The organism is Xanthobacter luteus (assembly GCF_040049235.1).
GTDB lineage: Bacteria > Pseudomonadota > Alphaproteobacteria > Rhizobiales > Xanthobacteraceae > Xanthobacter.
Window position 1 is genome coordinate 25553 of the sequence record NZ_JBDZDO010000001.1, and the last position, 25565, is coordinate 51117.

Annotated in this window: 27 protein-coding genes, 2 tRNA genes and 2 pseudogenes; 12 read left to right on the forward strand and 19 right to left on the reverse strand. The window is 71.9% G+C overall.

Going from position 1 to position 25565, the window contains the following annotated elements:
* Window positions 1-70 precede the first annotated feature (70 nt).
* From ABLE88_RS00195 to rpsI, 3 genes are all read left to right on the forward strand, one after another.
* Complete coding sequence (locus tag ABLE88_RS00195; protein WP_348829314.1) at window positions 71-682, forward strand: NAD(P)H-dependent oxidoreductase; 612 nt, start codon at window positions 71-73, stop codon at window positions 680-682.
* Window positions 683-888: 206 nt separating this feature from the next.
* On the forward strand, window positions 889-1350 hold the full coding sequence (gene rplM, locus ABLE88_RS00200) for a 50S ribosomal protein L13 (RefSeq protein WP_348829315.1): 462 nt from the start codon (window positions 889-891) through the stop codon (window positions 1348-1350).
* 2 nt (window positions 1351-1352) lie between these two features.
* Window positions 1353-1835: a 30S ribosomal protein S9 gene (gene rpsI, locus ABLE88_RS00205; RefSeq protein ID WP_348829317.1), complete on the forward strand. Its 483-nt coding sequence runs from the start codon at window positions 1353-1355 to the stop codon at window positions 1833-1835.
* Window positions 1836-1997: 162 nt separating this feature from the next.
* Here rpsI and ABLE88_RS00210 read toward each other — a convergent pair whose 3' ends face one another.
* The 5 genes from ABLE88_RS00210 to ABLE88_RS00230 all read right to left on the reverse strand — a co-directional run bounded on the left by ABLE88_RS00210 (window position 1998) and on the right by ABLE88_RS00230 (window position 5053).
* Window positions 1998-2405 (reverse strand): hypothetical protein, encoded by a 408-nt coding sequence (locus ABLE88_RS00210; RefSeq protein ID WP_348829319.1) that lies wholly within the window; start codon window positions 2403-2405, stop codon window positions 1998-2000.
* A 140-nt stretch (window positions 2406-2545) separates the two neighbouring features.
* Window positions 2546-3052, reverse strand: coding sequence for a DoxX family protein (locus ABLE88_RS00215; RefSeq protein WP_348829320.1), 507 nt, complete (start codon window positions 3050-3052; stop codon window positions 2546-2548).
* Window positions 3049-3816 (reverse strand): HvfC/BufC family peptide modification chaperone, encoded by a 768-nt coding sequence (locus ABLE88_RS00220; RefSeq protein WP_348829322.1) that lies wholly within the window; start codon window positions 3814-3816, stop codon window positions 3049-3051. The genes ABLE88_RS00215 and ABLE88_RS00220 overlap by 4 nt, the downstream gene beginning before the upstream one ends.
* Before the next feature lie 9 nt (window positions 3817-3825).
* The gene (gene bufB, locus ABLE88_RS00225; RefSeq protein ID WP_348829324.1) at window positions 3826-4677 is read right to left on the reverse strand and encodes an MNIO family bufferin maturase; all 852 of its coding nucleotides are present in this window, start codon (window positions 4675-4677) and stop codon (window positions 3826-3828) included.
* 97 nt (window positions 4678-4774) lie between these two features.
* The gene (locus ABLE88_RS00230) at window positions 4775-5053 is read right to left on the reverse strand and encodes a BufA1 family periplasmic bufferin-type metallophore (protein WP_348829325.1); all 279 of its coding nucleotides are present in this window, start codon (window positions 5051-5053) and stop codon (window positions 4775-4777) included.
* Window positions 5054-5355: 302 nt separating this feature from the next.
* On the opposite strand from ABLE88_RS00230, the gene ABLE88_RS00235 reads away from it, so the two are divergent.
* A complete protein-coding gene (locus tag ABLE88_RS00235) occupies window positions 5356-5892 on the forward strand; it encodes a sigma-70 family RNA polymerase sigma factor (RefSeq protein ID WP_348829326.1) in 537 nt (178 codons plus the stop codon).
* A 4-nt stretch (window positions 5893-5896) separates the two neighbouring features.
* Window positions 5897-6538: an NrsF family protein gene (locus ABLE88_RS00240; RefSeq protein WP_348829328.1), complete on the forward strand. Its 642-nt coding sequence runs from the start codon at window positions 5897-5899 to the stop codon at window positions 6536-6538.
* A gap of 25 nt (window positions 6539-6563) precedes the next feature.
* Here ABLE88_RS00240 and ABLE88_RS00245 read toward each other — a convergent pair whose 3' ends face one another.
* Together ABLE88_RS00245 and ABLE88_RS00250 are read right to left on the reverse strand one after the other, a co-directional pair.
* On the reverse strand, window positions 6564-7457 hold the full coding sequence (locus ABLE88_RS00245; protein WP_348829329.1) for a LysR substrate-binding domain-containing protein: 894 nt from the start codon (window positions 7455-7457) through the stop codon (window positions 6564-6566).
* A 12-nt stretch (window positions 7458-7469) separates the two neighbouring features.
* Window positions 7470-8525, reverse strand: a complete 1056-nt coding sequence (locus ABLE88_RS00250) for a YeiH family protein (protein ID WP_348829331.1) — start codon at window positions 8523-8525, stop codon at window positions 7470-7472.
* A gap of 364 nt (window positions 8526-8889) precedes the next feature.
* Between ABLE88_RS00250 and ABLE88_RS00255 the strand changes: the two are divergent.
* Window positions 8890-9600: pseudogene (locus ABLE88_RS00255) on the forward strand (GntR family transcriptional regulator); the annotation flags it as partial.
* A 261-nt stretch (window positions 9601-9861) separates the two neighbouring features.
* On the opposite strand, the gene ABLE88_RS00260 reads toward ABLE88_RS00255, so the two are convergent.
* Window positions 9862-10875: an LLM class flavin-dependent oxidoreductase gene (locus tag ABLE88_RS00260; protein WP_348829332.1), complete on the reverse strand. Its 1014-nt coding sequence runs from the start codon at window positions 10873-10875 to the stop codon at window positions 9862-9864.
* Between the two features lie 167 nt (window positions 10876-11042).
* On the opposite strand from ABLE88_RS00260, the gene ABLE88_RS00265 reads away from it, so the two are divergent.
* The 3 genes from ABLE88_RS00265 (at window position 11043) to ABLE88_RS00275 (ending at window position 13773) form a co-directional block, all read left to right on the forward strand.
* A tRNA-Lys gene (locus ABLE88_RS00265) sits at window positions 11043-11118 on the forward strand.
* A gap of 233 nt (window positions 11119-11351) precedes the next feature.
* A complete protein-coding gene (locus tag ABLE88_RS00270; RefSeq protein WP_348829333.1) occupies window positions 11352-12398 on the forward strand; it encodes an AbrB family protein in 1047 nt (348 codons plus the stop codon).
* A gap of 214 nt (window positions 12399-12612) precedes the next feature.
* Window positions 12613-13773 carry a M20 aminoacylase family protein gene (locus ABLE88_RS00275; protein ID WP_348829335.1) on the forward strand — a complete coding sequence of 387 codons (1161 nt, stop codon included), beginning with the start codon at window positions 12613-12615 and terminating at the stop codon, window positions 13771-13773.
* A 3-nt stretch (window positions 13774-13776) separates the two neighbouring features.
* On the opposite strand, the gene mazG is transcribed toward ABLE88_RS00275, so the two are convergent.
* The gene (gene mazG / locus ABLE88_RS00280) at window positions 13777-14640 is read right to left on the reverse strand and encodes a nucleoside triphosphate pyrophosphohydrolase (protein ID WP_348829336.1); all 864 of its coding nucleotides are present in this window, start codon (window positions 14638-14640) and stop codon (window positions 13777-13779) included.
* A 69-nt stretch (window positions 14641-14709) separates the two neighbouring features.
* On the opposite strand from mazG, the gene ABLE88_RS00285 reads away from it, so the two are divergent.
* Window positions 14710-15192 carry an SAM-dependent methyltransferase gene (locus ABLE88_RS00285; protein WP_348829337.1) on the forward strand — a complete coding sequence of 161 codons (483 nt, stop codon included), beginning with the start codon at window positions 14710-14712 and terminating at the stop codon, window positions 15190-15192.
* A gap of 328 nt (window positions 15193-15520) precedes the next feature.
* Here the strand turns inward: ABLE88_RS00285 and ABLE88_RS00290 are convergent, their stop codons facing one another.
* From ABLE88_RS00290 to ABLE88_RS00300, 3 genes are all read right to left on the reverse strand, one after another.
* Complete coding sequence (locus tag ABLE88_RS00290; RefSeq protein ID WP_348829338.1) at window positions 15521-16354, reverse strand: MBL fold metallo-hydrolase; 834 nt, start codon at window positions 16352-16354, stop codon at window positions 15521-15523.
* Between the two features lie 85 nt (window positions 16355-16439).
* Entirely contained in the window at window positions 16440-16595 is a 156-nt protein-coding gene (locus ABLE88_RS00295) for a hypothetical protein (protein ID WP_348829339.1), read from the reverse strand.
* A gap of 182 nt (window positions 16596-16777) precedes the next feature.
* Window positions 16778-16855, reverse strand: a tRNA-Pro gene (locus ABLE88_RS00300).
* 285 nt (window positions 16856-17140) lie between these two features.
* Between ABLE88_RS00300 and ABLE88_RS00305 the strand changes: the two genes are divergently transcribed.
* Window positions 17141-17500, forward strand: coding sequence for a septal ring lytic transglycosylase RlpA family protein (locus ABLE88_RS00305; RefSeq protein ID WP_348829340.1), 360 nt, complete (start codon window positions 17141-17143; stop codon window positions 17498-17500).
* Window positions 17501-19475: 1975 nt separating this feature from the next.
* Here the strand turns inward: ABLE88_RS00305 and ABLE88_RS00310 are convergent.
* From ABLE88_RS00310 to ABLE88_RS00335, 6 genes and pseudogenes are all read right to left on the reverse strand, one after another.
* Window positions 19476-19784, reverse strand: a pseudogene (locus ABLE88_RS00310) (MerR family transcriptional regulator); the annotation flags it as partial.
* A 218-nt stretch (window positions 19785-20002) separates the two neighbouring features.
* On the reverse strand, window positions 20003-20320 hold the full coding sequence (locus tag ABLE88_RS00315; RefSeq protein WP_348829341.1) for an integration host factor subunit alpha: 318 nt from the start codon (window positions 20318-20320) through the stop codon (window positions 20003-20005).
* A 211-nt stretch (window positions 20321-20531) separates the two neighbouring features.
* Window positions 20532-21506: a beta-ketoacyl-ACP synthase III gene (locus ABLE88_RS00320; RefSeq protein ID WP_348829342.1), complete on the reverse strand. Its 975-nt coding sequence runs from the start codon at window positions 21504-21506 to the stop codon at window positions 20532-20534.
* The gene (plsX, locus tag ABLE88_RS00325) at window positions 21503-22573 is read right to left on the reverse strand and encodes a phosphate acyltransferase PlsX (protein WP_348829344.1); all 1071 of its coding nucleotides are present in this window, start codon (window positions 22571-22573) and stop codon (window positions 21503-21505) included. Before plsX ends, ABLE88_RS00320 begins: the two co-directional genes overlap by 4 nt.
* Before the next feature lie 222 nt (window positions 22574-22795).
* Complete coding sequence (locus ABLE88_RS00330) at window positions 22796-23323, reverse strand: YceD family protein (protein WP_348829345.1); 528 nt, start codon at window positions 23321-23323, stop codon at window positions 22796-22798.
* Window positions 23324-23872, reverse strand: coding sequence for a ubiquinol-cytochrome C chaperone family protein (locus ABLE88_RS00335; protein ID WP_348829346.1), 549 nt, complete (start codon window positions 23870-23872; stop codon window positions 23324-23326). It abuts the gene before it with no gap.
* 219 nt (window positions 23873-24091) lie between these two features.
* Between ABLE88_RS00335 and ABLE88_RS00340 the strand changes: the two genes are divergently transcribed.
* On the forward strand, window positions 24092-24514 hold the full coding sequence (locus ABLE88_RS00340) for an outer membrane protein assembly factor BamE (protein WP_348831046.1): 423 nt from the start codon (window positions 24092-24094) through the stop codon (window positions 24512-24514).
* 59 nt (window positions 24515-24573) lie between these two features.
* Here the strand turns inward: ABLE88_RS00340 and tpiA are convergent, their stop codons facing one another.
* Entirely contained in the window at window positions 24574-25332 is a 759-nt protein-coding gene (gene tpiA, locus ABLE88_RS00345) for a triose-phosphate isomerase (RefSeq protein WP_348829347.1), read from the reverse strand.
* Window positions 25333-25565: the final 233 nt, after the last annotated feature.

The window sequence follows — 25565 nt, forward strand, 5'->3', positions numbered from 1 at the left end:
GCGCTGATCGGGCGCAAGGCCGCTCGCGCCGGGATCCGGCATGAGCGGCGAGCACAGGAGGGCGCGTGCCATGTCCGAAAAGCCGGAGCCGTCGAGCAACACCGTCCTCGTGATCCAGGGCCACCCCGATCCCGAGGGCGGCCATCTCTGCCATGCGCTGGCGCAGGCTTATGCCGAGGGCGCGCGCAAAGCGGGGCACCGTGTCATCGTGGTGGACGTCGCGCGGCTCGATTTTCCCCTGTTGCGCTCCCAGGAGGATTTCCTGCGCGGGGAGGCGCCCGCCGCCCTCGCCGAGGCGCGTGGGGCGCTGCTGGAGGCGCGCCATGTGGCGCTGTTCTTCCCGCTTTGGCTCGGCACCATGCCGGCGCTGCTCAAGGGCTTCCTGGAGCAGCTGATGCGGCCCGGCTTCGCTTATGCCTATGCGGCGGACGGGAAGGGCTTCCCCAAAGGCCTGCTGGAGGGGCGCACCGCGCGCATCGTCGTGACCATGGGCATGCCGGCTCTGGTGTTCCGGCTCTGGTATCTCTCGGCGGGGCTCGAGATCGTCCGGCGCAACATCTTCGGCCTGGTCGGCATCACGCTGGTCCGCACCAGCGCCATCGGCGGCGTCGAGGGCATGGGCGAACGCCGGCGCGCCGGCTGGCTTGCGTCCATGGACGCCCTGGGGGCCGCCGGACGGTAAGAAGATAGGAATACGGGCTATCGGACCTTAAATGGCTGCGTTGCCGCGCAATTTTTGATGGTGTTATCGCACCATTTTCATAAACACCTGATTTCAAATATATATTTCAACTCCCAGCGCATTGACCGCGCGCGGCGGCTCCGCTAAAAGCCCCTTCCATCGCCGGGTGCCCTTCGCGCCCGGCTTTCTCTTTCGGATGATCCCCCATGAAGACGTATTCGGCCAAGCCCGCCGATATCGAGAAGAAGTGGGTGGTGATCGACGCCAGCGGCCTCGTGGTCGGCCGCCTCGCGACCATCATCGCCATGCGCCTGAAGGGCAAGCATTTGCCCATCTACACCCCGCACGTGGACTGCGGCGACAATGTCGTCGTGGTGAACGCGGAGAAGGCGGTGTTCACGGGGCGCAAGAAGGACCAGAAGGTCTATTACCACCACACCGGCTATCCGGGCGGCATCAAGGAACGCACCGCGAAGTTCATCCTCGAGGGCCGCTTTCCGGAGCGCGTGATCGAGAAGGCGGTGGAGCGCATGCTCGCCCGCGGTCCGCTCGGCCGCAAGATCATGGGCAATCTGCGTGTCTACAAGGGTCCGGCCCACCCGCACGAGGCCCAGCAGCCGGTCGCCCTCGACGTGGCGGCGCTCAACCGCAAGAACGTGAGGAACTGATCATGGCCGAGATTCTTCAGTCCCTCGACGCGCTCGGCGGCGCCGCCGCGGTTTCCGCCCAGCCCGACGCCCCGGTCCACGTCCAGAAGCTGGACAAGTATGGCCGCGCTTATGCCACCGGCAAGCGCAAGGACGCGGTGGCCCGCGTGTGGGTGCGCCCGGGCACCGGCAAGATCACGGTGAACGACCGCGACATCGTGGTCTATTTCGCCCGCCCGGTGCTGCGCCTGATGATCAACCAGCCGTTCCAGGCCGCCGCCCGCGAGGGCCAGTACGACGTGGTGTGCACGGTGTCCGGCGGCGGCCTGTCCGGCCAGGCCGGCGCGCTGCGCCACGGCATCTCCCGCGCGCTCACCTATTACGAGCCCGAGCTGCGCAGCCCGCTCAAGAAGGGCGGCTTCCTGACCCGCGACAGCCGCGTCGTCGAGCGCAAGAAGTACGGCCGCGCCAAGGCCCGCCGCTCGTTCCAGTTCTCGAAGCGCTAAGCGGCGCACGCCGGTTCCAAGACCAGACGGCGGGGCTTCGGCCCCGCCGTTTTGCGTTCTGGGGTATGGCTCTAAGGGGGGAAGGGCGCGGGTCGTGTCCGCGCCCTCGCGCTCGGGCTTGGCCGGAGCACGAAGGACCGCTTGAGAGGGGAAAGCCGCCGCTCAGAAGCTCGGCGTGTCGCCGTCGAGCGGGCTCCACTGGCCGTTATTGGTGGCGTCGCCGGGCGGGCCGGAGCCGTAGCCGCCGGTCAGATCCGGCGGGAACACGTAATCGTTGTTCTCGCCCTTGCCGATGCTCACGTCCGGCCGGATGGGCGCGCCCGGGCCGGGATCGAGATAATTGCCCTGGGGGATCACCGGCAGCTGGATGACGCGCGGGGTGATGGTCACCTGCGGGCGCGAGGACTGGGCGAACGCATCCACGGCGATCTGGGTCGCCAGCGCGGCGGCGAGCGCGCCCACCAGCGGCCAGGCCCGGCCGAGACCAGCGCCAAGGCCGCCGTCGAGACCGGCGCGCAAAGCCCGGTTGGCGCCCGGCCTCGTTCCCATGTTCCTGCGAAGGTCGATCATTTGGCTGTCCCGGCGCGGGCCGCGGCGGCGATCCGCGCGGCAACGGCCACCTTAGAAGCACGTTCGCGGCAAGGTGTGAAGGCCCCGCCGCTTTGCGCGCGCCGGAACGGGCGGAGCGAAACCCGCGCCGTCCGCCGCCCTCACATGGGGCCGCGGCAAGCCCGGCCGATCAGATGGTCGAGCGAGACGACGCCCGGTCCGCGCGCCACCAGCAGCAGGAACAGCGCCGCCCAGGTGCCGTGGGTCGGCCAGGCGTCGGGATAGACGAACAGTTGGATCACCGCCGTCATGCCGAGCAGCGCGAGCGCGGAAAGCCGCGTCGCCAGCCCGAGCACCAGCAGCACCGGAAACAGGTGCTCGGCGACGGTGGCCAGATGCGCCGCCAGCGAGGGATCGACCAGCGGCAGCCGGTACTCCTCCTCGAACAGATAGACCGCGTTCTCGGAAACGCGCCAATTGGCGTCGAGCTTGGTCTGGCCCGACTGCCAGAACACGGCGGCCGGGAACACCCGCGCGGCGAGCGCCACCAGGGAATAGGGGATGGCATCGCCGAGCGCCGTCAGCCGGCGCAGGCGGCAGGCAAGGCTCGGGGTGGACGGGCGCGGCAGCGCGTGGGGCAGGGTGCGGGATTGGGTGTCCGGGGTCATGGCTCGATCTCCGGGGCCGAGAACGCGCCGGCGCGGACCAGCGTCTCGATGATGAGGGGAAGCTGCGCGCCGGGAACCTCAATCGCCGCCGCGGCGGCGGAGGCGGGGCCGGCGTCGAGCGCGGCGAGGAAGGCGCCGCCGCCGGGCGGCAGCAGGCACGCCAGCACCTCGAAACGGGGGCGGGTGACCAGCACGTCCTGCGCGGTCCAGCAGGTCACCTCGCCGAGCGGCTCCCGGCCGGTGTTCATGCGCCAGAGGGTGAGCGCCGGCCAATCGGCGCGCAGCGCGAACGCCGCCGGATGCCGGCGCAACGGCACCGTCCCGGCGGCGAGCGCGGGCAGATGGCGCGCCTCGAGGGTTGCGGCATCGGCGGCGTGGTAGGCGCGCAGCACCAGCGCCTCGAGGCGCGCCACGTCAGCGAGATAGGGCAGGCCGGCGGCCGGCGCGAAGGAAGCGAGGAACGCGGCGAACGCGTCGCCGAATTGCGCCATCACCGGCGAGCGCGGCGGATGGGCGGCCGCGTAGAGGCGCGCCGTGGCGCGGAAGAAGTCGTCGCCGACAATGGCCGCGACCGCCGGATATTTGGCGGCCAGCGCGTCGATGAGCGAGACCACCACATTGTTGCGATAGACCGCGAAGCGGCGCTCGCGCCGATCGGCGGCGGGCGCGGCGAGCCCGTCCGGCACGGGATGGGCGCCGTCCAGGCAGGCCGCGGCGAACTGCGCCTCGCGGGCGTGCCCGATGTTCAAGACAAGGGAGGTCATGGCGCGCCCTCACGCCGCCGCGCGGCGGGCGCCGCCGAGCATAAGGGCGGCGCGCTCCGCCTCGGCCCGCAGCACCGGCCAGGAGGGCACGTCATTGTCCCATTCGATGAGGCTCGCCAGCGGCCCGGTGCGGCGGATCACCTCGCCATAGAGCGCCCAGACCGGGTCGGCCACCGGCGCGCCGTGGGCGTCGATGAGCAGCGGCGCCGCCTCCCCGTCCTGCGCCGCCGCGTGGCCGCCGAGGTGGATCTCGCCCACCAGATGCAGCGGGAAGCGGTCGAGATAGGCGACCGGATCGGTGCCGTGATTGACCGCCGAGACGAAGACGTTGTTGACGTCCAGCAGCAGGCCGCAGCCGGTGCGGCGCGCGATCTCGGCGAGGAAATCGGTCTCGGGGACGGTGCTTTCGGCGAACGTCACGTAGGTCGCGGGGTTCTCCAGCAGCAGCCGGCGGCCGAGCGCCTCCTGCACCTGGTCCACATGGTCGGCGACCACGAAAAGGCGGTCCTCGGTGTAGGGCAGAGGCAGCAGATCGTTGAGGAAGACGCCCGCATGGGTGGCCCAGGCGAGGTGCTCGGAGAAGCTCTCCGGCTGGTAGCGGGCGCACACCGCCCTGACCCTGCCGAGATGGTCGAGGTCGAGCGCGGACAGCCCGCCGATGCCGAGCCCCACCCCGTGCACCGAGAGCGCATAGTCGCGCCGCAGCGCCGCGAGCTGGGCGTGCGGCAGGCCGCCCGCGCCCATGTAGTTCTCCGCATGCACCTCGAAGAAGGCGAGCGGCTGGGGCGCAGCGGCGATGGCCTCGAAATGCTGCGGCTTGAAGCCGACGCCGACGCCGGCCGGAAGCGCGTTCGCGATCATGGGTCCCTCCGAGGGCCAAAGGGCAGGAATTGGGGGGCAGGAGATGGGGGGCGGAACATGGCGGCGGGAGCGCCGCGGGCGGCGCTCCCGCCGCGCGTCAGGACTTGATGGCCGTCAGCGAGCCCATGCCGGTCGGCGTCTTCATGGTGACGCAGGAGCCCTTGGGGACGAGCTTCCAGGCATTGCCCTGATAGTCCACCTTGGAGGTGCCGGCGCAGGTGGTGCCGGGGCCGGCGGCGCAGTCGTTCTGGCCCTTGAGGGCGACGCCGTAGCACTTCTCCTTGCCGGCGTTCGCATCCTGCGCGAAGGCCGGGGTGGCGGCGCCGAGGGCGAGGGCGAGGGCGCCGAGCACGGCGCGATCCAGAGCGGTCTTCATGGCTGTTCTCCTGTGGCATGGCTGCCGTCCGTGGCGGCCATGACCAGCGGTTCGCCGGAATGGCCTGCACCGTTACGTCACTCACGGCCTCGTGTACGGTGCCGCTCAAGCAGCCGTGACGCGGACATTGGGCCGCTGCGTGTAACAAAGGCGGCGCGACGGACGAAGGAGAGCAACGCCGCCTCGGGCCGGTCGCGGAGGGAACCACCGGATTGGTGGGGTCGTCACCAAACCGTTGAGGGAGAAGGTGTGATATTCGATCGGTCTGGGATGCAAACGGATCGGCGCGTGCACCAAGCTCCATGACCGAGACCTGGACGATGCTCATGCGGTCCGCCCTTGCAGGGGACGGCGCCGCTTATCGCGAACTTCTGGGCGCGCTCGCCCCCGCGCTCAGGGCGTTTGCGCGCCGGGTGCTGACGGCTTCCGGGCGCGATGCGGGAGATGCGGAGGACGTGGTACAGGAAACCCTTCTGGCGCTGCATCTCAAGCGGCACACCTGGGATCCGTCGACGCCGCTCGCGCCGTGGGTCTGGGCGATCGCTCGCCACAAGGCGGTGGACGTGATGCGCCGCTCCGGCCGGCGCGCCGAGGTGCCGCTGGACGGCCTGGAGGACGTGCTGACTCAGGGCGAGCCGGAGACGGATGGGCTCGAGGCAAGGGATGCCAGGCGCATGGTGGCGCTCCTCAGCGGGCGCGAACGCGCCGTGGTTGAGGCCATGTGCCTCTCCGGGGCGAGCGTGAAGGAGGCCGGCGCGAAGCTCGCGATGAGCGAGGGCGCGGTGCGGGTGGCGCTGCATCGGGCGCTCAAGCGCCTGGCGGCCGCCCACGGGGGATGAAGGAATGAAGACCGAGGACCTGATCGCCGCTTTGTCCGCCGACGCCGCGCCCCGCGGGCCGTCGCTGCGGACCGGCGTGTTCCTGGCGCTGGCGGGCGCGCTCGTGGTGGGCGCCGTCGTGCTCCACGAGACCCTGGGCGTGCGCGGCGACGCCGTCGCCGCGCTGACCACGTCGGCGCGGTTCGTCTTCAAGTTCGTGGTCACGGCGGCGCTCGCCGCCACGGCGCTGAACCTGGCCTTGAAGCTCTCGCGGCCGGGCGCGCGAATCGCCGCCGCGGCGGCCGGCCTCGCCGTGCCGGCGCTGCTGCTCGCCGCCGCGGTCGGGCTCGAACTGCTCGTGGTGCCCCCGGCCCGCTGGGGCGCCCACGCTGTGGGCAGCTATTGGCTGACCTGCCTCACCTTCGGCCCGGTCATTTCGCTCGGCCCCTTGGCGCTGCTGCTGCTGGCGCTGAAGCGCGGGGCGCCGGACGTGCCGTGGCGCGCCGGCCTGGTGGCGGGGCTCGCCGCGGGCGGCATCGGCACCTTCTTCTATGCCGCCCACTGCCCGGACGATTCCCCGCTCTTCGTGGCGCTGTGGTATTCGCTGGTGGTGGCGATGATGGGTGGGCTGGGGGCTCTGATCGGCAGCCGAGTGCTGCGCTGGTGAGGCAGCCGGCTGCGGTCGCCGACGCTCAGCCGCCCGGCCCGGGGCCCGCCCGCACCAAAGCGAGCAGTGCCTGCTCGGCCTTCGACTGATAGCGGTCGGCGTGGCGCAGCACGTAGAAGCGGCGCATGGGAAAGGCGATCGGGATCAGGCGCAGCGCGCCCGCCGCGAGCCCTGCCGCGGCGGCGAGTTCTGAGATCACGGTCGCGCCCGCGCCGGCCGCGACCGCGCTGATCACCGCCTCGTTGGAGGGCAATTCCAGCGCCACCTTCAGCAACGCCGGGTCAAGGCCGAGCGCGCACAGGCCCTCCTCGAACACCTGGCGCGTGCCGGACCCTTCCTCGCGCAGCACGAACGGCACGTCGAGGAGGTCCTGCGGGCGCACCGCGCTCTGCCCGAACCGGTGGTCGCGCGCGACCACCATCACCAGCCGGTCGCCGGGGACGGCGGTCCGGGCCAGCAGCAGGGCATCGACCGCGCCCTCCACGAAGCCGAGGTCGGCCTCACCTTCCGTGACCGCGGCCGCCACCTGGGTGCTGTTGCCGATCGCCACCTGGAGCGTGATCTCCGGATAGAGCGCGTGGAAGCGGTGGATGAGGGGCCCCAGCCAGTAATTGGCGATGGTCTGGCTGGCGTGGAGCCGGAGCCGGCCACGCCTGAGGCCCGAGACGTCGGCGAGCACGGTCTCCGCCACCGCCACCCGGTCGAGGATCGCGCGCGCCTCGGGCAGGAAGGCACGGCCGGCCGTGGTCAACTCGATGCGCCGCCCGACGCGGTGGAACAGCGGAACGCCGCACGCAGCCTCCAGCGCCGCCACGGACGCGGAGACCGCCGATTGCGTCATATGCAGGCGCTGGGCGGCACGGGTCATGTGCAGCAGGTCGGCGACGGTCGCAAAGACCCGCAATTGCTCCAGCGTCATCCTCGGTCCGGTTCACCCCGTGAAGAAAGCCGCGATGAGGATAAAGGTTAAGGCCGAGATGAAAAGCCACGACGCCGCCCCGAGCGCCAGCGGGCGCAGGCCCTTCAGGCGCAGCTTGGCGAAGTCGGTCTCAAGGCCCATGGCGCCGAGCGCCACGGCGAGCAGGAAAGTGGTGGCGGTGACGATGGCCGGGCGCGCCGCGTCGGGCACGAGGCCGGCGCTGTTCACCATCACCATGGCGATGAAGCCGAACACGAACCAGGGCAGGGGGGCACGCGCCGCGCCCGCGTCGGCGCCGTTGCGGCGGGCCTGCCAGAGGGCGGCGACGCCGAGGCCGATCACCAGGGGGCCGAGCAGCATCACGCGGGTGAGCTTGGCCACGGTGCCGAATTCGCCCGCCGGCTGCCCGCCCTGGAAGGCGGCCGCCACCACCTGCGCCACCTCGTGGATCGAGGCGCCGGTCCACAGGCCATAAGCGTGGGCGTCGAAGCCGGTCAGCGGCAGCAGCACCGGGGCCAGCAGCATGGAGATCGAGCCGAAGACGGTGACGCAGGCCACCGCATAGGCCACGTCCTCGTCGGAGCCGCGCGTCACCGTATTGGTGGCGATCACGGCGGAGGCGCCGCAGATGGCGGTGCCGGCGGCGATCAGCTCGGAAAGCTTGGCGTCGACGCCCATCAGCCGCCCCATCCAGCGGGTGGCGAAGAAGGTGGCGAGCAGCGCGGTCGCGACGATGGCGAAGCCGGTGGCGCCCACCATGCCCACCTGGGCAAAGGTGAGCTGGAGGCCGAGCAGCACGATGGCGAAGCGCAGGATGCGGCGCAGGCAGAACTTCACGCCCGCCCTGGCGGCGGCCGGGGTGCCGACGAAATTGTGGAACCCCATGCCGATGACGATGGCGATCACCAGCGGGCTCAGCGTGCCGGCTCCCGGCAGCATCCGCACGAAATAGGCGGCGGCGGCGATCAGCACGCCGAGCGCGAGGCCGGGAAAGATGTTGGAACGGCCCCAGCGGTCGAACAGCCCCTTGCGGGGGGCGAGGCTGAGCGTGGTGCTGTCGTCGGTCATGTGTCCTGCGCTCGTTGTGGCAGGCAGGATCGGGCACAAAGACCAATCAATCAATCGCGTTATATTTCTACAAATAATCGTCATTCTAGATTAATTGCGCAGGCGCAGTCGAAATGCGGGCGCGCGCGTCGCCCGCCTCTCCTTGGACGCGGCCGGCGTCCGCGCCGCGAGATCCGCCCGGGCCTCGCACCGCCGGCGGCGCTGCACGGACCGCCGCCCGGCATGCAATGCGGGCCTTGAACTGCATTCAGAATGCGATCGCTGCGGCGCGCGCTCGCGCGTTGCTGAGCCGGCGGCGGCGCGCTATGGCTTGAGGCGGGAGAGGGCTTGCCACGGTGCGGCAGCCTCAGGCGGGGTGGCGGCGATGGTGCGTGAGAGGGGGGATGCGGACGGCCCGTCCGACCGTGTGGGAACCATCTGCCGGGCCCTGCGCCGCGCCATCATCGAGCAGGCCTTGGAGCCCGGCACCAAGCTGCCCGAAGACGCCCTGGGCGAACGCTTCGGCGTCAGCCGCACCATCGCCCGCCATGCCTTGGGGCAGCTGGCCGCCGAGGGCCTGGTGGAACTGCGGCGCAACCGCATCGCCGTGGTGGCGACCCCGTCCTGGCGCGAGGCGCGCGACGCCTTCGACATCCGCATCCAGCTGGAACGGCTGGTGGTGCGCCACCTTGCCGGCCGGCTCACCCGGGATCAGGTGGCGCGGCTGCGCGCCCACGTCGAGGCGGAAAAGGCGGCCCAGGGCGGGCCGGATTCCATCTCCATCCGTCTCGCGACCGAGTTCCACATCCTGCTGGCGGAGATGACGCAGAGCCCGATCCTGATCCGCTATGTGAGCGAGATCGCCTACCGGTGCTGCCTGACGCTCTCTTTGTTCAGCCGGCCCCATTCCTCGGAGTGCGCCGTCAACGAGCACCTCGCTCTGATCGACGCGCTGGCGGCCGGCGACGAGGCGCGCGTGATGCAGCTGATGCACGAGCATCTGGAATCCGTGGCGAGCCGGGCGCTGGTGCAGCAGGCCAAGCGGCGCGGCCGGGACATCATGGATATCCTCGCGCCCTATGCGGGGGAGGGGACGCGCGCCAAGGCATCCGCGCGTCCCCACCCCGTCGCCCAACCGGAGGCTCCGGCGGGCCCGCTGGCGCCGCCTCCCGCCGCGCCGGCGCCGCGGCGCCGGCGCGCGGGCGCGCGGCGCCTCGGCACCGCCGACTGAAGCGCGCGCCCGGCCTGCCTGCAACCAGGTGAGCCGCGGATTGCATGCAATCTGGCCGACGGCGCGTCTTTAACCGCAATCCACGAGCCAACTCAAAGCCTGCGGGCGCCGGCGCGCGCTCCGCCGTCAGCCTTCGGCCAAAGCCGGTGCGCGCGCGGAGATCAGGCCGAGCCCGCCGATGATCTCGAACGAGCGCAGACGTGCGGCGTGCTCGTACACGTCGGAGACGATCATCACCTCGTCCACCCCGGTCTCGGCGATGAACGCGTTCAGCCCGGCACGCACCGTGTCCGGCCCGCCCACCACCGAGCGGGCGAGCTTGCGCCGCGCCTGCGCCTTCTCCATGGGCGTCCAATAGGTCTCGATGTCGTCGATGGGCGGCTTGCTGAGGCCGCGCGCGCCCCGGAACTGGTCGGCCGCACTCATCTGCTGGGTGGTGGCGAGCCGGCGCGCCTCGGCATCGGTATCGGCCGCGATCACGTTGATCCCGGCCATGGCATAGGGCCGCGCCAGCACCGCCGAGGGCTTGAAACGCTCGCGGTAGACGGCGAGCGCCTCCAGCAGCAGGTCGGGCGCGAAATGGGAGGCGAAGGCATAGGGCAGACCCAGGATCGCCGCCAGCTGGGCGCCGTAGGTGCTGGACCCGAGGATCCACAGCGGCACCTGCGTCCCCGCCGCCGGCACCGCCTGGATGCGCCGCCCGGCCGCCTCGGGGGAGAGATAGGCCTGCAGCTCCAGCACGTCCTGGGGGAAGGTGTCGGCGCTCTCATAGGTGCGGCGCAGGGCCCGCAACGTTTCTCCGTCGGTGCCCGGCGCGCGGCCGAGCCCGAGGTCGATGCGGCCGGGAAACAATTGGGCGAGGGTGCCGAACTGCTCGGCGATCACCAAGGGCGAATGGTTCGGCAGCATGATGCCGCCCGCGCCCACCCTGATGGTGCGCGTGCCGGCGGCGATGTGGCCGATCACCACCGCCGTGGCGGCGCTGGCGATGCCCGCCATGTTGTGGTGCTCGGCCACCCAGAAGCGCGTGTAGCCCCAGCCTTCGGCATGGGCGGCGAGATCGCGCGCATTGAGCAGGGCGCCGCGCGCGTCGGTGCCCTCGGTGACGCGCACCAGATCGAGAATGGAGAACGAGGCCATGGGAAGGGGTTCCGGAATCGGTTCACCGTCGCGCCGCCCCCGGCCACGACCGTCTTGCCTTTCATGTAGTGCGTCTTTCGGCCGGCGCGATGGGGCAGGGCGCCGCCCGTTCGCCGCCGATGCCTTGACGCTGCCCTCCCGGCGGCCTAACCACGCTTCCCACAAGTGAGCCCGTAGCTCAGCCGGTAGAGCACGTGACTTTTAATCATGGGGTCTCGGGTTCGAATCCCGACGGGCTCACCAACCTTATCCCGATGCGGCAGGCTTTTGCCGATGCTTGAGACGCGGCGCTCGGGGCGGGCACCCATTGGCGGTGGAGCAGCCGACGGGCGGGCGCGGGATCCGGACGCCACTCGCTGATATTCGCACGCGGTGCGGATGGACCGGGGCGTCTTGGCTCTAGACTTGTGACGATTCGATCCGTCGCGCCGCCGGCCGCGCACTGCGTGCGGCAGGGGCAAGGTGCCAGACCCGCCATGCCCGCCACCGCCGTCACCCTCACCATCCGGACAGTCCTCCTGCTCGCCGCCTGCCTCGCCGGCGGCCTCGCCTTTTCCTGGCTTCACGTGCCGCTGCCGTTCCTGCTCGGCGCGCTGTTCGTCTCGGCCGCCTTCGGCCTGTCGGGCTTCGCCGTGAACCTGCACGACGCCTTCCGGCAGGCGGGCCAGGTCGCCGCCGGCTTCTCGGTGGGCCTGTTCTTCACGCCACCGGTGGCGCTGCGGCTGCTGGAACTGGGCTGGCTGATGGCGGCGACGGGTTTTGCCTCCATCCTCGTCGCGCTGTTCCTCGCCCGCTTGCTGGCGCTGTTCGGCCGCTGCGACCGGCGCACCGCCTTCTTCGCCGCCTTGCCCGGCGGGCTCGCCGAGATGGCGGTGCTGGCCCATACCTTCGGCGCCTCCACCACGCTGGTCTCCCTCGCCCAGAGCCTGCGGGTGGTGCTGATCGTGCTCATCATCCCGCCCGCCATGGCGCTGGTCATGGGCGGGGAGCCCCGCCATCTGGCGCAGGTGCCGCAGCTGGAGCCGCATCTGCTGGCGCTCGGCCTTGCATTGTGCGTGCCGGCGGCGCTGCTGCTGCAGCGGGCGAAGATCTTCAATCCGTTTTTGCTGGCCGGCCTCGCGCTCGGCATGGGCACGGCGCTGATCATCGCCCGCGCCACCCACGCCCCGCCGCTCGTCACCGGCGCCGCCCAGCTCGCCATCGGCGCGGCGCTCGGCTGCCGCTTCCAGCGCGAGCAGATCCGCCACGTGCTCAGCTCGCCGTTTTTGCCCGCCGCGGCGGCCACCACGCTGGCGTTGATGGCGGCCAATGTCGGCCTCGCCGCGCTCGCGGTCCATTTCGTGGTGTTTCCCACCGGCGTGCTGGCCATGGCCCCCGGCGGCATCGCCGAGATGTCGCTCACCGCCGAGGCGCTGGGCCTCGCCCCGCCCATCGTCGCCGCCTGGCAATTGGTGCGCATCCTCGCCGTGGTGCTGCTGACCGGCCCGCTCTACCGGCTCTACGAGAGGATCTCTGCCCGCTGAATCGGCGCGGGCGGAAGCCGGCGGCTTGAGACAGGGCGTCAACTGGCTGCAAAATGACGCGTGTTTTCAGATCCATAAGAATGCAGGCTTTGGTTCTACTGGAATCGGAGCGGCGGTTTTCCCAAACGGGCATCGGCATCGGCGTGCGCGCCCCGTTGACTTGCGCCCCCGGCCGGGCAGCATGGCCGCAGCCGCACGCGACGCAGGACCCTCCATGCCCGTCAACAACCGCATCGCCGCCTCGGCCGCAGAGATCGCCGGCTGGCGCCAGGCGCTCCACCGCAAGCCGGAGCTGCAATACGACCTGCCGCTGACCGCCGCTTTCGTGGCGGACAAGCTGCGCGCGTTCGGCTGCGACGAGGTCGCGGAGGGCATCGGGCGCACCGGCGTCGTCGGCGTGATCCGGGGCCAAGGGGAGGGGCGCGCCATCGCCCTGCGGGCCGACATGGACGCGCTGCCGATCCTGGAGGCGACCGGTTTGCCCTATGTTTCGGAGCATCCCGGCCGCATGCACGCCTGCGGCCATGACGGCCACATGGCCATGCTGCTCGGCGCCGCGCGGCATCTGGCCGAGACGCGCGCCTTCGCGGGCACGGTCTATGTGGTGTTCCAACCGGCGGAGGAGGGCGGCGCCGGCGCCCGCGCCATGGTGGAGGACGGCCTGTTCACGCGCTTTCCGGCCCAGAGCGTGTTCGGCATGCACAACATGCCGGGGCTTGAGGTGGGGCGCTTCTCCCTGCGGTCCGGCCCCATCATGGCCGCCGCCGACCAGGTGGAGATCCTCGTCGAGGGGCGCGGCGGCCATGCGGCGAAGCCGGAGCAGGGGGTGGACCCGGTGCTCTGCGGCGCCGCCATCGTCACCGGCCTGCAGCAGGTGGTGGCGCGCAATGTCGCGCCGCTCGAGGCGGCGGTGGTCTCCATCTGCGTGTTCCAGGCCGGGGAGGTGGACAACGTGCTGCCGCAGACCGCGCGCCTGCTCGGCACCCTGCGCAGCCTCGACGGCACGGTCCGGCGCCAGCTGCGCGCGCGGGTGGAGCAGGTGGCCCACGGCATCGCCGCCGCCCACGGCGCGCGCGCGACCGTGCGCTTCAAGGAGGGCTATCCGGTGACGCGCAACCATGCGCGCGAGGCCGCCTTCGCCGCCGAGGTGGCGCGCGAGGTGGCCGGCGCCGACCAGGTGGAGGACGACGGCCGCCCGATGATGTGGGCCGAGGACTTTGCCTACATGCTGGAGGCGCTGCCGGGCGCCTACGTGTTCATCGGCAACGGGCCGAGCGCAGGGCTGCACAGCCCGGACTACGATTTCAGCGACGACGCCATCGCCTACGGCGCCTCCTATTGGGTGCGCCTCGCCGAGCGGGCGCTGGCGGCCTGAGGCTCAGCCGGGGGCGGCGACGGGCTGCGCGGCGCCGGACGGATCGCGCTCCGCGCGCTTGGCGGCCTGCCAGAGCGCCTCCATCTCGGCGAGGCTCGCCGCGGCCGGGGATCGGCCCTGCGCCTCAAGCGCCTGCTCGAGGAAATGGAAGCGGCGGGTGAACTTGCCGTTGGTGCCGGCGAGCGCCGCCTCCGGGTCGACCCCGGCATGGCGCGCGAGGTTGACCACCGCGAACAGCAGGTCGCCCACCTCGTCGCGCACCGCCGCAAGGCCGCCGGCATCGAGGGCGTCGGCGACCTCGTCGGTCTCCTCGCGGATCTTCGCCAGCACCTGGCGCGCGTCGTTCCAGTCGAAGCCGACCCGGCCGGCCTTCTCCTGCAGCTTGAGGGCGCGGGTCAGAGCGGGCAGGGGCAAAGGCACGCCGTCGAGCACGCTCGCCTGCGCCTCGGGCGGCAGGCCGGCGGCGGCGCGGCGCTCCGCCTTCTCGCGCTTCTCCTGCGCCTTGATGTTGGCCCACAGGGCCTTGACCGCCTCGGGCGTGAGGTCGCGCGCGTCGCCGAACACGTGCGGGTGGCGGCGCAGCAGCTTGGCGGTGATGGCCTCCACCACGTCCGGGAAGGCGAAGGCGCCGTCCTCCTGCGCCATGCGGGCGTGGAACACCACCTGGAGCAGCAGGTCCCCGAGCTCCTCCTTGAGGTCGCCGAGGTCGCCCCGGGCGATCGCGTCGGCCACCTCATAGGCCTCCTCCACCGTGTAGGGGGCGATGGTGGCGTAGGTCTGCTCCAGGTCCCATGGGCAGCCGGTGCCCGGCGTGCGCAGCGCCGCCATGATCTCGATGAGACGCGCAATGTCGCCGGACGGAACCATGGAAACCTCCTTGCGGGCCGATGGGCGCACCATAAGCTCTCCCGGCGCGGGAACGAACGGGAGGGGCCCATGTCTGCGGTGGAGAACGGGGCGGGGGCGGGGATCCGTCCCGGCGAGACGGCGGTGGCGCTGCCGGAGCGCTTCGATGCCGGGCTCTATTTCATCGGCCGCATCGAGACGCCCTGGCAGACCCGCCGCGACTGCCCGCGCCGCGGCGACCTGGTGGAGGGCCCGCTCTGCACGCTCCATATCGACCCGCGCTGGGCGGAGGCGCTGACCGGGCTCGACGGTCTGGCCCATGTCCAGGTGCTCTATTGGATGGACGAGGCGCGCCGGGATCTGGTGCTGCAGATCCCGCGCGGCGGCGCGCCGGCCGGCACCTTCGCGCTGCGCTCGCCGGTGCGGCCGAACCCCATCGCATCCTCGGTGGCGGCCCTGGTGGCGGTGGAGGGCACGCGGGTGACGGTGCGCGGGCTCGACTGCCGCAATGGCACGCCGCTCGTCGACCTCAAGCCGGTGCGCACCGCCGCCGAGGGCGCGCCGGGCGCCTGAGCGGCCGTCGGCCGGGCGAAATCGGCGAATTGGGCACCCGCCGCGGCACCGGGCGAGAGGGAGCTGCAAGGCGATGGGGCGCGGCGCGGGTCAGCGCCATCCGGTTGGTGTCGACCCGTCCGATCGGAGCGCCCATGCGCGAAGCGCAGAAGATATATTATGGAACATAAACTACGACCCGAGATCCCGGCGACGGGCCCCCGAGGCGCTCCTCGGGTGTCGACAGCACCGGCAGCAGATCTCAAGCTTCACAAAATTATTGAATGAATAGAATGGCGTGGAATTAACAACTCAGGTTCATTCGGAGCATCGCGGCCTGCATCTGGCCTCACGGCGCGGTGAAGCGCATGCGGTCGAAAGCCGGCACGACGCCGTCCGGCAGCGCCACGGTAAGCCGGGCATAATCGAGGTCGGTGTGGAGGTTGGTCAGGATCGCCCGTTTGGGCTTCAGGCGCGCGATATGGTCCAGCGCCTCGGCGACGGTGAAGTGCGAGGGATGAGGCGTCTCGCGCAGCGCGTCGAGTATCCACAAATCGAGATTATGAAGCCGATCCAGGCTGTTGTCTGGGAAACCGTTGACATCACTTGAATAAGCTACGGCGCCGAAACGGAACCCGAACGCGTCGATGTCGCCATGCCTTTGGCGGAACGGCAAGGCGGTGATCGGCCCGCCCGGCCCGTCGACGACGATCTCCCGCCCTTCGTGGAACCGGTGCTCGGTGAGGATCGGCGGATAGGCCCCGCCCGGCGGGGTCTCGAAGCAATAGCCGAAGCGGGCATGGAGCGCGGCCGAGGTCTCCGCATCGGTCCACACGTCGATGCGCCGCCGGTGCAGGATGGCGAGCGGGCGCAAATCGTCGATGCCGTGCGTATGGTCCGCATGGGCATGGGTGAAGAGCACGCCGTCGAGCGCGGTGACCTCTTCGTCGAGCAGCTGCTCGCGCAGGTCCGGCGAGGTGTCCACCAGCACCGTCGTCCGGCCCTCCGCCCCCTGGCGCTCCACCAGCAGCGAGCAGCGCCGGCGCCGGTTGCGCGGCTCGGCGGGATCGCACGCGCCCCACCCCTGCCCCACGCGCGGCACGCCGCCCGAGGAGCCGCAGCCCAGGATGGTGAAGGTGAGGCTTGGGGCGGGCGACGCGGAGGCCGATGATGCTGGCGGCATGGACGGGTCATCTCCTCATCAGGGAATCGAACGGGCGCAGCGGGCAGGCGTGGGCGATTCCCGCGCGCCCTTCAAGGGCGCGCGCTCAGCCGAAGCCGCGCAGCAGCGCGAACCCCAGCGAGAGCGCGCCCGCCACCGCCGCCATGGCGAGGACGAGCCGGCGGCGCCGGCGCGCGTCCTTCGCCGCGCTTTCGGTCGCGCTCTCCTGGGGGTGAGGCCCCCGCCCCTGCTGGTCGTCCATCGCGCACGGGTCCTCGCGCCCATCGGCGCCAGAATAGTCGCGGCAGGGCACGGGATGAAGCGGCCATCGGCGATCGATGGCGCGCCCGCGTTCAGTTGTGGTTCGAAGCCCGCGGTGCGAACCCCGCGGGCTGCAGCCGTGGTTCCATGCCGGGACAGGGATGGGGGCGGGGAGCCGGAGAATGGTCGGAGCGGCGGGATTTGAACCCACGACCCCTAGTCCCCCAGACTAGTGCGCTAACCGGGCTGCGCTACGCTCCGACACGGTGGCGAGGCTTAGACCATCGCCGTTCGCCCGACAAGCCTTAATCGCCCACGGCCGGCGCCCTCCCCAGGAGATCGCGGCGGCGCCCCTGCCCGGCTTCGCCGGCCGCGCAGGCTCGGCCCGCAAGCGGCGCGCGCGGGGTCCTGCCCCGGCTCGGCATGCGCGGCCAAAGTGTGGCGCCCGCGCCGCTCGCGCCAGATTTTCGCCGTCGGACGGGGACACTGACGCCCCATTCGGCCGGCATTCGGCACCTTCCCTCCACAACACGGAAGCTTGAACGCATGAAGAATCGCGTGAGCCTGTGCCTGTCCCTGTCCGCTTTGGCGCTGTCCGGCGGGCTCCTGTCGGCCACCGCCGCCCGAGCCGATACCGGCATCGCCTCTTATTATTGGCAGGGCCAGAGCACGGCCAGCGGTGAACGCTTCAACCCGTCGGCCATGACGGCAGCACACCGCAGCCTTCCCTTCGGCACCAAGGTGCGTGTGACCAACCTGCGCAATGGGCGCAGCGTCGTGGTCCGGATCAACGACCGCGGCCCGTTCGTGCGCGGGCGCATCATCGACGTGTCCCGCGCCGCCGCTTCCGAGCTCGGCTTCACCGGGAACGGGATCACCAAGGTGCAGCTCGCGGTGCTCGACTGAAGCGCGCGCCGATCGCCTCCGTCGCCGGCGATCGGCTAGCGTTCTCCTGGTTGGAATTAGAGCGCAATCCCTCTCATGGAAACGCGATGCGCTTCCATGAGAGCCGTGCCCCGCGCGGGTCGGATGCCGCGCAAGAACGCGGGGCGGCGCCTCAGGCCGGCGGCGCCTCGCTCTGCCCGGACGCCCCGGTGGCGCCGCGCTCCTTCTCCCGGCCCATGGCCTCGCCCATCAGGCGGCGGCATTCCGACAATTCGTAGAGCGCCGCCTGCAGGCGGCGCACGTCCGCCCGCGAGAGCACCGGCGCGGCGCCCGGCGGCTGGCCGGTCACGCGCGGCTCGGCGCGCAGATGCGGCGGCAGATACTGCTCCGGCGGTCCATGGCGCAGCGGCTCCGGCGGCCCCGGACGGTGGTGGCTCTCCTCGTCGGGCGCATCGAACGGGTCGTGGCCGCGCCACGGCGCCGGCGGAAGCGGCCAGGGGGCGGGCGCCTCGATCTCCTCCGCCGGTCCGGCGAACGGGCCGAATCTCGGAACCACGCGGCGTGGGCGCGTGGTCTCCTCGTCCATGCGGCCGGGCCAGCGCCCCGGGACGCCGGCGTCCGGGGGAAAGCCCTCGTCCGGCGCGCGCGGACGGGCGAGGGGCGCGTGCCGCTCCAGCGGATCGGACGGCTCGAAGTGCGGCGCGTTCCCGCCCCGCGGCAGCGGCGACGCCGCCGGGGCGCGTCCCCAAGGTTCGGCGCGCACGGGCTCCGCGTGGAAAGGCTCGGCGCGGAACGGCTCGTCGTGCCGCGGCTCGGCGCGGGAAGCCTCCCCCGGCCGCGCGGGGCGATAGGGGGCGGCATCGCGCGGAAGCCGCTCGTGCCGTCCGGGCACGGCATGATCCGGGGTCGCCATGTCCGGGCCAAAGCCGCCCGGGGCGGCGGCACCCGGCGGCGTCGGCAGCCTGTCCCACTCCGCGCGCTCCCGGTGCCGGGCATCGCGGGCCCGGGGGTCGTGCGCAGGCGGCTGGGCGTGGCGGCTGGGCCCGCCGCGCGGCGCACCGTCCTGCGCTTCGAGGTCCTGCCAGGACATGCGCGGGTCCGGCGCGGCGCGGCGGGCGGCCAGAGCGCGGGGCTCCCTGTCGGGATCGGCCGGCGCCTGGCGGGGACGCGGGCGGGCAAGAGGCTCGTCCTCGAACGCAGGATCGCTGCCGGGGGCGGGGTGCTGGGGCCCGAACGCGGCCGACCGCAAATCCTCGGGCCGCGCATCCTCGCGGCCGGGATATGGCGGCCCGGACGCCTCGCGGCCGAAATATTCCGGTCCGTGGGCATAGGGGCCGGGATATTCCGCGCCGAACGCCTCGGGGGGCGCGGCCTCGGGCGCGGCGCGCGGCCGGCCGCGGCGCTGAGGCCCCTCCTCCGGCCGCGGGCGCATGCGCCGGCCTTCGGCCTCGGCGGCGATGTCGCCCTTCAGGCGGCGGATGCGCGCCTCGAGCGGCTCGGACAGCCCGCCCGGCGCCAAGGGCACATCATCGAAGAACGGCAGCAGCGGATCCTCGAACGTCTCGGGCGGCGCGGCGCGCGGTTCCCCCGGCGCCTGCGGCGCGGCGATGCGGGCCGCCGGCCCGCGGGTGGGCCGCTGCGGCGCCGGCGCCTCGGGGGCGGGAGGGCGCGGCGCGCTTCGGGCGGCCCCGCGCGGCGGGGCAAACGAGGGATCGAGGCGCGGCGCCGCCTCGGCGCCGTCCGCGGGACGCGGGCGGGCGGCGGCCGAAGGGCGATGCCGCAGAGGAATATCGAGCGGGGCCGTCTCGCGCCCGCTCTCCCGGTCCGCCTCGGGATCGGGAAAGGGCAGCGGCAGCTCCTCCATGGCGACGGGCTCGTCCGTCGCGCCGGGGCGCGGCCGGCGCCGCGGCAGCAGACCGAGCAGCCCGCCGAAGGTCACGCCGTCCCCGGCCGGCGCGCGCGCGCTGCGCATCACCGCCACGTCGCGCTCGACGCCGAGATCCTGCACGTGGCGCACGCCGTGCTCCTTGAGGATCTTCTGCACGCCCTTGATGGTGTAGCCGTCCGAATAGAGCAGGTGGCGGATGCCGCGCAGCAGGTCGACGTCCTCGGGACGGTAGAAGCGCCGGCCGCCGCCGCGCTTCACGGGGCGGATCTGCGCGAAGCGCGTCTCCCAGAAGCGCAGGACGTGCTGGGGCAAATCGAGGTCCTCGGCGACCTCGCTGATGGTACGGAAGGCGTCCGGGGCCTTCGAGGTGTCGCGCGCGTCGCCCACTGGACCTCCCACCTCGCCGCCACCGGCCATGACCGGGTCCGGGCCGCCTCCGGTCCCGGACCGCACCGCCTGCCGTCCCCCTGGACGGCGGCCGAATCGCTGGCCCCGTGGCACCGATGATAGCGGCCGGGCACGGGCGCGAAAAGCAACGCGCCGGGCCTGTATGCCTCGCCGTTCGCCGGTCGGCACACGCAGGGCTTCAAACGCTCCGGGCCGGGAACATGCGGGACGCGGCGGACCCGAAACCCTCAGTCGGCGTCGGCACCGTCGGGCATCGTGCCGTTGATGCGGTGCTTCAGGATGCTGGAGGGCTTGAACACCATGACGCGGCGGGGCTCGATGGGCACCTCTTCGCCGGTCTTCGGATTGCGGCCGATCCGCTCGCCTTTGTCGCGCACCACGAACGAGCCGAAGGAGGAAAGCTTCACGGTCTCGCCGCGAACCAGGCATTCGGCGATCTCGCGCAGCACCAGCTCCACCAGCGCCGCGGATTCCGTACGGGAGAGGCCGACCTGCTGGTAGACCGCCTCACACAGATCTGCGCGCGTCACTGTCCGTCCAGCCATTTGTCTCCCCGACCCAAAAGAGAGCGCCTTCCCCCTCCAGCGGCACACGCCAAAGGTTCGACCTCTCCCCCTCCATGTGTAGCAGGTACGATTCACCCTTATGACGGAAAGCAAGCCGCACGACCTTGGCCGAGGTCAAAGCTCGGGGAAGGGCGTCCTCACGCAAACTAGCCGCGCGGGGCGAGGAAGGTCAACGCAATTAAGGCTCCGGCTACCAACGCAGCAGCGCCGAACCCCATGTGAAGCCACCCCCCATGGCCTCGAGCAGGATCAGGTCGCCCTTCTTCACCCGCCCGTCGCGCACCGCGACGTCGAGCGCCAGCGGAATCGACGCCGCCGAGGTGTTGCCGTGGAGGTCCACGGTGGTCACCACCTTCTCGGGCGCGATGCCCAGCTTCTGGGCGCTGGCGTCGATGATCCGGCGGTTGGCCTGGTGCGGCACGAACCAGTCGATGCTGTCCGCGCTCTCGCCGGTGGCGGCGAAGGCGTCGACGATCACGTCGGTGATCATGCCGACCGCGTGCTTGAAGACCTCCCGCCCCTCCATGCGCAGGTGCCCCACCGTGCCGGTGCTCGACGGGCCGCCATCCACGTAGAGCTTGGCGCGGTGGCGCCCGTCGGTGCGCAAATGCGTGGTGAGCAGGCCCCTGCCCCCGGCCTGGTCGTCGGGCATCGCCTCCAGCACCACCGCGCCGGCGCCGTCGCCGAACAGCACGCAGGTGCCGCGGTCCTCCCAGTCGAGGATGCGCGAAAAGGTCTCGGCGCCGATCACCAGCGCGCGCTGGAACGCGCCGGTCTTCAGGTGCGCGTCGGCGGTGGCGAGCGCGAACACGAAGCCGGAGCACACCGCCTGGAGGTCGAACGCCGCGCCGCGGGTGATGCCGAGCTCGGCCTGGATGGTGGCCGAGGTGGCCGGAAAGGTCTGGTCCGGGGTGGAGGTGGCGAGCACGATGAGGTCGATGTCCGCTGCCGTCAGGCCGGAATCCGCCAGCGCGCGCTCGGCCGCCTTCAGGCCGAGGTGCGAGGTGAACTCGCCCGGCGCCGCCACGTGCCGCTGGCGGATGCCGGTGCGCTGCACGATCCAGGCGTCGGAGGTGTCGATGCGGGCGGCGAGATCCGCATTGGTCACCACGGTGCTGGGGAGATAGGACCCGATACCCCGGGCCACGGACCTGATGCCGCTCACGATTGTCCTTCCGCCTCGGCAGGTTCGGACGCCTCGCCCGGCATTGCCGGCGCAAGGCGGTTGACGAGGTTGTTCTCGATGCGCGCCAGAAGCTCGTGGCGCACGAGGTCGTAGGCCAGGTCGACGGCGGAGGCGAAGCCCTGCGCGTCCGCGCCGCCATGGCTCTTGATGACGAGGCCGTTGAGGCCGAGGAACACGCCGCCGTTGGAGCGGCCGGGGTCCATCTTCTCCTTCAGCACCTGGAAGGCGTCGCGCGCCAGGAGATAGCCGAGCTTTGCCCGGAGCGTGCGCCCCATGGCGGCGCGCAGGTAGCCGGCCAGCTGCTTGGCCGTGCCCTCGGCGGTCTTGAGCGCGATGTTGCCGGCGAAGCCCTCGGTCACCACCACGTCCACGGTGCCGGCGCCGATGTCGTTGCCCTCGACGAAGCCGTGATAGTTCACCGGCAGGTGCTCGTCCTTGAGGATGCGCGCGGCCTCGCGCACCTCCTCGACGCCCTTGATCTCCTCGACGCCCACATTGAGGAGGCCGACCGTGGGGTTGTCGACGTCGAACAGCACCCGCGCCATGGCCGAGCCCATGAGCGCCATCTCCACCAGGCTCTTGGCGGTGGCGCCGATGGAGGCGCCCACGTCCAGCACCACGGTCTCGCCGCGCAGCGTCGGCCACAGCGCGGCGATCGCCGGCCGCGAGATGCCGGGCATCGTGCGCAGGTTGAAATTGGCCATGGCCATCAACGCGCCGGTGTTGCCGGCGGAGACCGCGGCGTGCGCCTCCTTGTGCTTCACCGCGTCGATGGCGCGCCACATGGAGGATTTGTAGCGCCCGCGCCGCAAAGCGATGCTGGGCTTGTCGTCCATGCCCACCACCACGTCGGTATGGACGATGCGGGACGCCGCCGCGAGCTTGGGGTGGGCCTTGAGGGCGGCGGCGATCAGCGCCTCGTCGCCATAGAGGATGAAGCCGGCGTCGGGGTGCCGGCCGCGCGCGATTTCCGCCCCGGCCAGAACGGTCCCGGGACCATGGTCGCCGCCCATGGCGTCGATGGCGATGCGGACGACTTGGCTCATGAATGCGGCGCTTCCGGCAGGCTCTGGCCGTGGGACGATGAAACCGGCGGCGATGTCGCCCCGGCGCGAAATGGATGCGCGCTCACCGCGCGCGGTGCCCGCGAGACCGGGATGGGCGAAGCGCCGCGCCACCCGCAAGCGGGGCCGGCGACCGCGCCATGGCCAGCGTTCGGGCGCGCGGACAATAGCGGCTTGATGCCTCTTCGCAACACCTTGCGCGCGTCACGAGCGATCCTTGAGGCGCGCAAGCGCCGCGAATGGCGAATCGGCGGCCGCGGGCTCGGCCGGCGGCTCGAACACGGCGCCGGGCTTGCGCGGATAGGGATCGATGCCGAGGGCCAGGAACTCGCCGGCCAGCGCGCCCACGTCGATGGCGCCATCGGCGATCTCGTCCGGCGGGTCGCGCAGCTCCCCCTCCCCCTCCGCCTCCTCCGGGACGGGCGTCCCGGCGGGCACGAAATGCACGTCGACCGGCTCGACGAGCGGGGCGTCGAACGGCTCCAGCGTCACCACGCAGGCCTGGCGCACCACGGCCTCGACGCGGCCGGTGACGTGCACCCCCTCCCCCTTCTCCGGCGCGAGGCGCAGCACCGCCGTGAAGCTCGGCAGCGCCAGCGCGCCCACGTGGCGGGCCAGCGCGGCGCGCTCGGCCTCGCCCGGCTCCAGCGTCACCTCGAGCCCGGAGGCGGGAAGATCGGCCACCGGGACGGCGCAAGCGAGCGGCCCGGAGGCGGAAGAGCTGTCCGGCATCTAAAGATCCTCCGATGCGTCCGGCGCGGGAAAGGCGAATGCGCCCCGCGCCAGGACATCCCAGGGCGCGCGGTCCAGGGCTGCGGTCGCCCGTCGCACATAGCCGGCGAGCGCGCGCTCGGGGACCGGGTCGTCCTGCGCCGTCCGGTCCAGGATATTGCGCGCGAGCGCGGCGGCAAGGGCGTCGTCGCCGGCCGCGCGGAGCGCGGCGTCATAAGCGGTGGCGCGGCCGTAGAAGGCGGCGCCGATCTTCTTCATCTTCTTCGGCACCGAGAGATCGCCCACGCCCATCTCGCGCAGGGTGCGGTCCATGTCGGCGACGAACGCGTCGAACACGTCCTGGGACAAGGCGCGCTCGGACGCGCCGCCGTCCTTGAGGCGGCGGCAGACGAGCGCGGTATGCAGCACCACCATCTCGAAGCGCCCCTCGTGCGTGTCGGGCACGCCGAGGGTGGCGTAGAAGTGGGGATGCCGCGACTGCGCCACGATCCCGCCGTAGAGGCGCTCGATGGTGCGCCGGGTCGCGGCGGGGCGGAACAGGTTGAACATTGCTCTTAAGGGTCGGTCAGGATTAGTGGTGTACGCACCTCTGGCCGAGCGGCGTAGCGCGGTCGCAGGGCCCGCGCAAGGCCGGCGGGCCTCGGCCGGCCTGGAATTCGGGGAGGATCGAAGGGGATGAAGGTGGGCTCTCAGGCGAAGGCGGCGGCGGCGGATTGGCGAAACGGCGGCGTGCCAAGGGCGCGGCGCTGGAGCCGCGGCGCGGCGCTGATGCTGGGGCTGGCCGTGCTCTCCGGCTGCGGCAATACCGGCGCCGGCACGTCCATCTCGGGCATCACCCGCACCTATCAGCGCGGCTATGTCCTCGCCGACGGCGCGCTGGAACAGATCCCCGTCGGGTCGAGCCAGGAGCAGGTGCTGCTCGTGCTCGGCACGCCCTCGACGGTCGCCACCGTCAACGGCGAGGTGTTCTACTACATCTCCCAGACCACCAAGAAGGTGGCCTTTCTCAAGCCCGAGGTGGTCGACCAGAAGGTGCTCGCCGTCTATTTCGACAAGAACCGGCGCGTCACCCGCATCGCCCAATACGGCCTGAAGGACGGCAAGGTGTTCGACTTCGTGTCGCAGACCACGCCCACCAGCGGCGAGGAGCTGAGCCTCATCCGGCAGCTGATCGGCCTCGTGTCGTTCTGAGGCCGGCGGGCGCGCGGCGCCCGCTCCGGCGGCGTGCCCGCGCTCCGGCGGCGCGGCGGCTAAGGCGCGGCGCGGGCGATGGCGAGGAAGTCCGCCGCCTTCAGGCTCGCCCCGCCCACCAGCGCGCCGTCCACGTCGGGCGTCGCCAGCAGCGCCGCGGCATTGCCGGGCTTCACCGAGCCGCCATAGAGGATGCGCATCGCCTCCCCTTCGGCGCCGAATCGCTCGATCAGGACGCGGCGCAGCGTGGCATGGATCTGCGCGACGTCGTCGGTGGTCGGCGTGCGGCCGGAGCCGATGGCCCAGATCGGCTCGTAGGCCACCACGAGGTTTGCCGCGGTCGCGCCCTCGGGAATCGACTGGCGCGCCTGGCGCGTCACCACCGCGCCGGCGTCGCCCGCCTCGCGCTCGCCGAGGCTCTCGCCGACGCAGACGATCGCCAAAAGGCCGGCGCGCCAGGCGGCCTTGGCCTTGGCCATCACCACGGCGTCGGCCTCGGCGTGGTCGGCGCGGCGCTCGGAATGGCCGACGATCACCGCTTGCGCGCCGGCGTCCTCAAGCATCTCGGCGGAAATGTCGCCGGTATGGGCGCCCGCGGCGAGCGGATGGCAGTCCTGCCCGCCCAACATCACGGCGCGCTCGCCCACCAAAGCGGCGAAGGCGGCCAGCAGCGTCGCCGGCGGGCAGACCAGCAGATCGAGGCGCGCCTGCAATGCCGCGTCATAGCCCTCCGCGATCGCCCGCAGCTCGCCGGCCGAGGCCTTGAGCCCGTTCATCTTCCAGTTGCCGGCGATCAAAGGGCGGCGGGGCGCGGGCATCAAGGTCCTCCGAAATACGTGTCCTCCCGTCACCTAGCAGAGCGGCGCGCGGCGCGCCAAGCGCCCTTTCGTCCGTGTTCCCATTGGATTTTCCGGCGCGCGCCGCGATTCCGGGTGGCGCGGCGGCCGCCGGCGGGCAGCGCGCCGATCGGCGGGCGGCGCGCCGTTGCGGGCACCCGACCCCATCCTTATGATGCGCGGCCTTGAGCGCCGGGCTCCCGGCGCGCGCATTC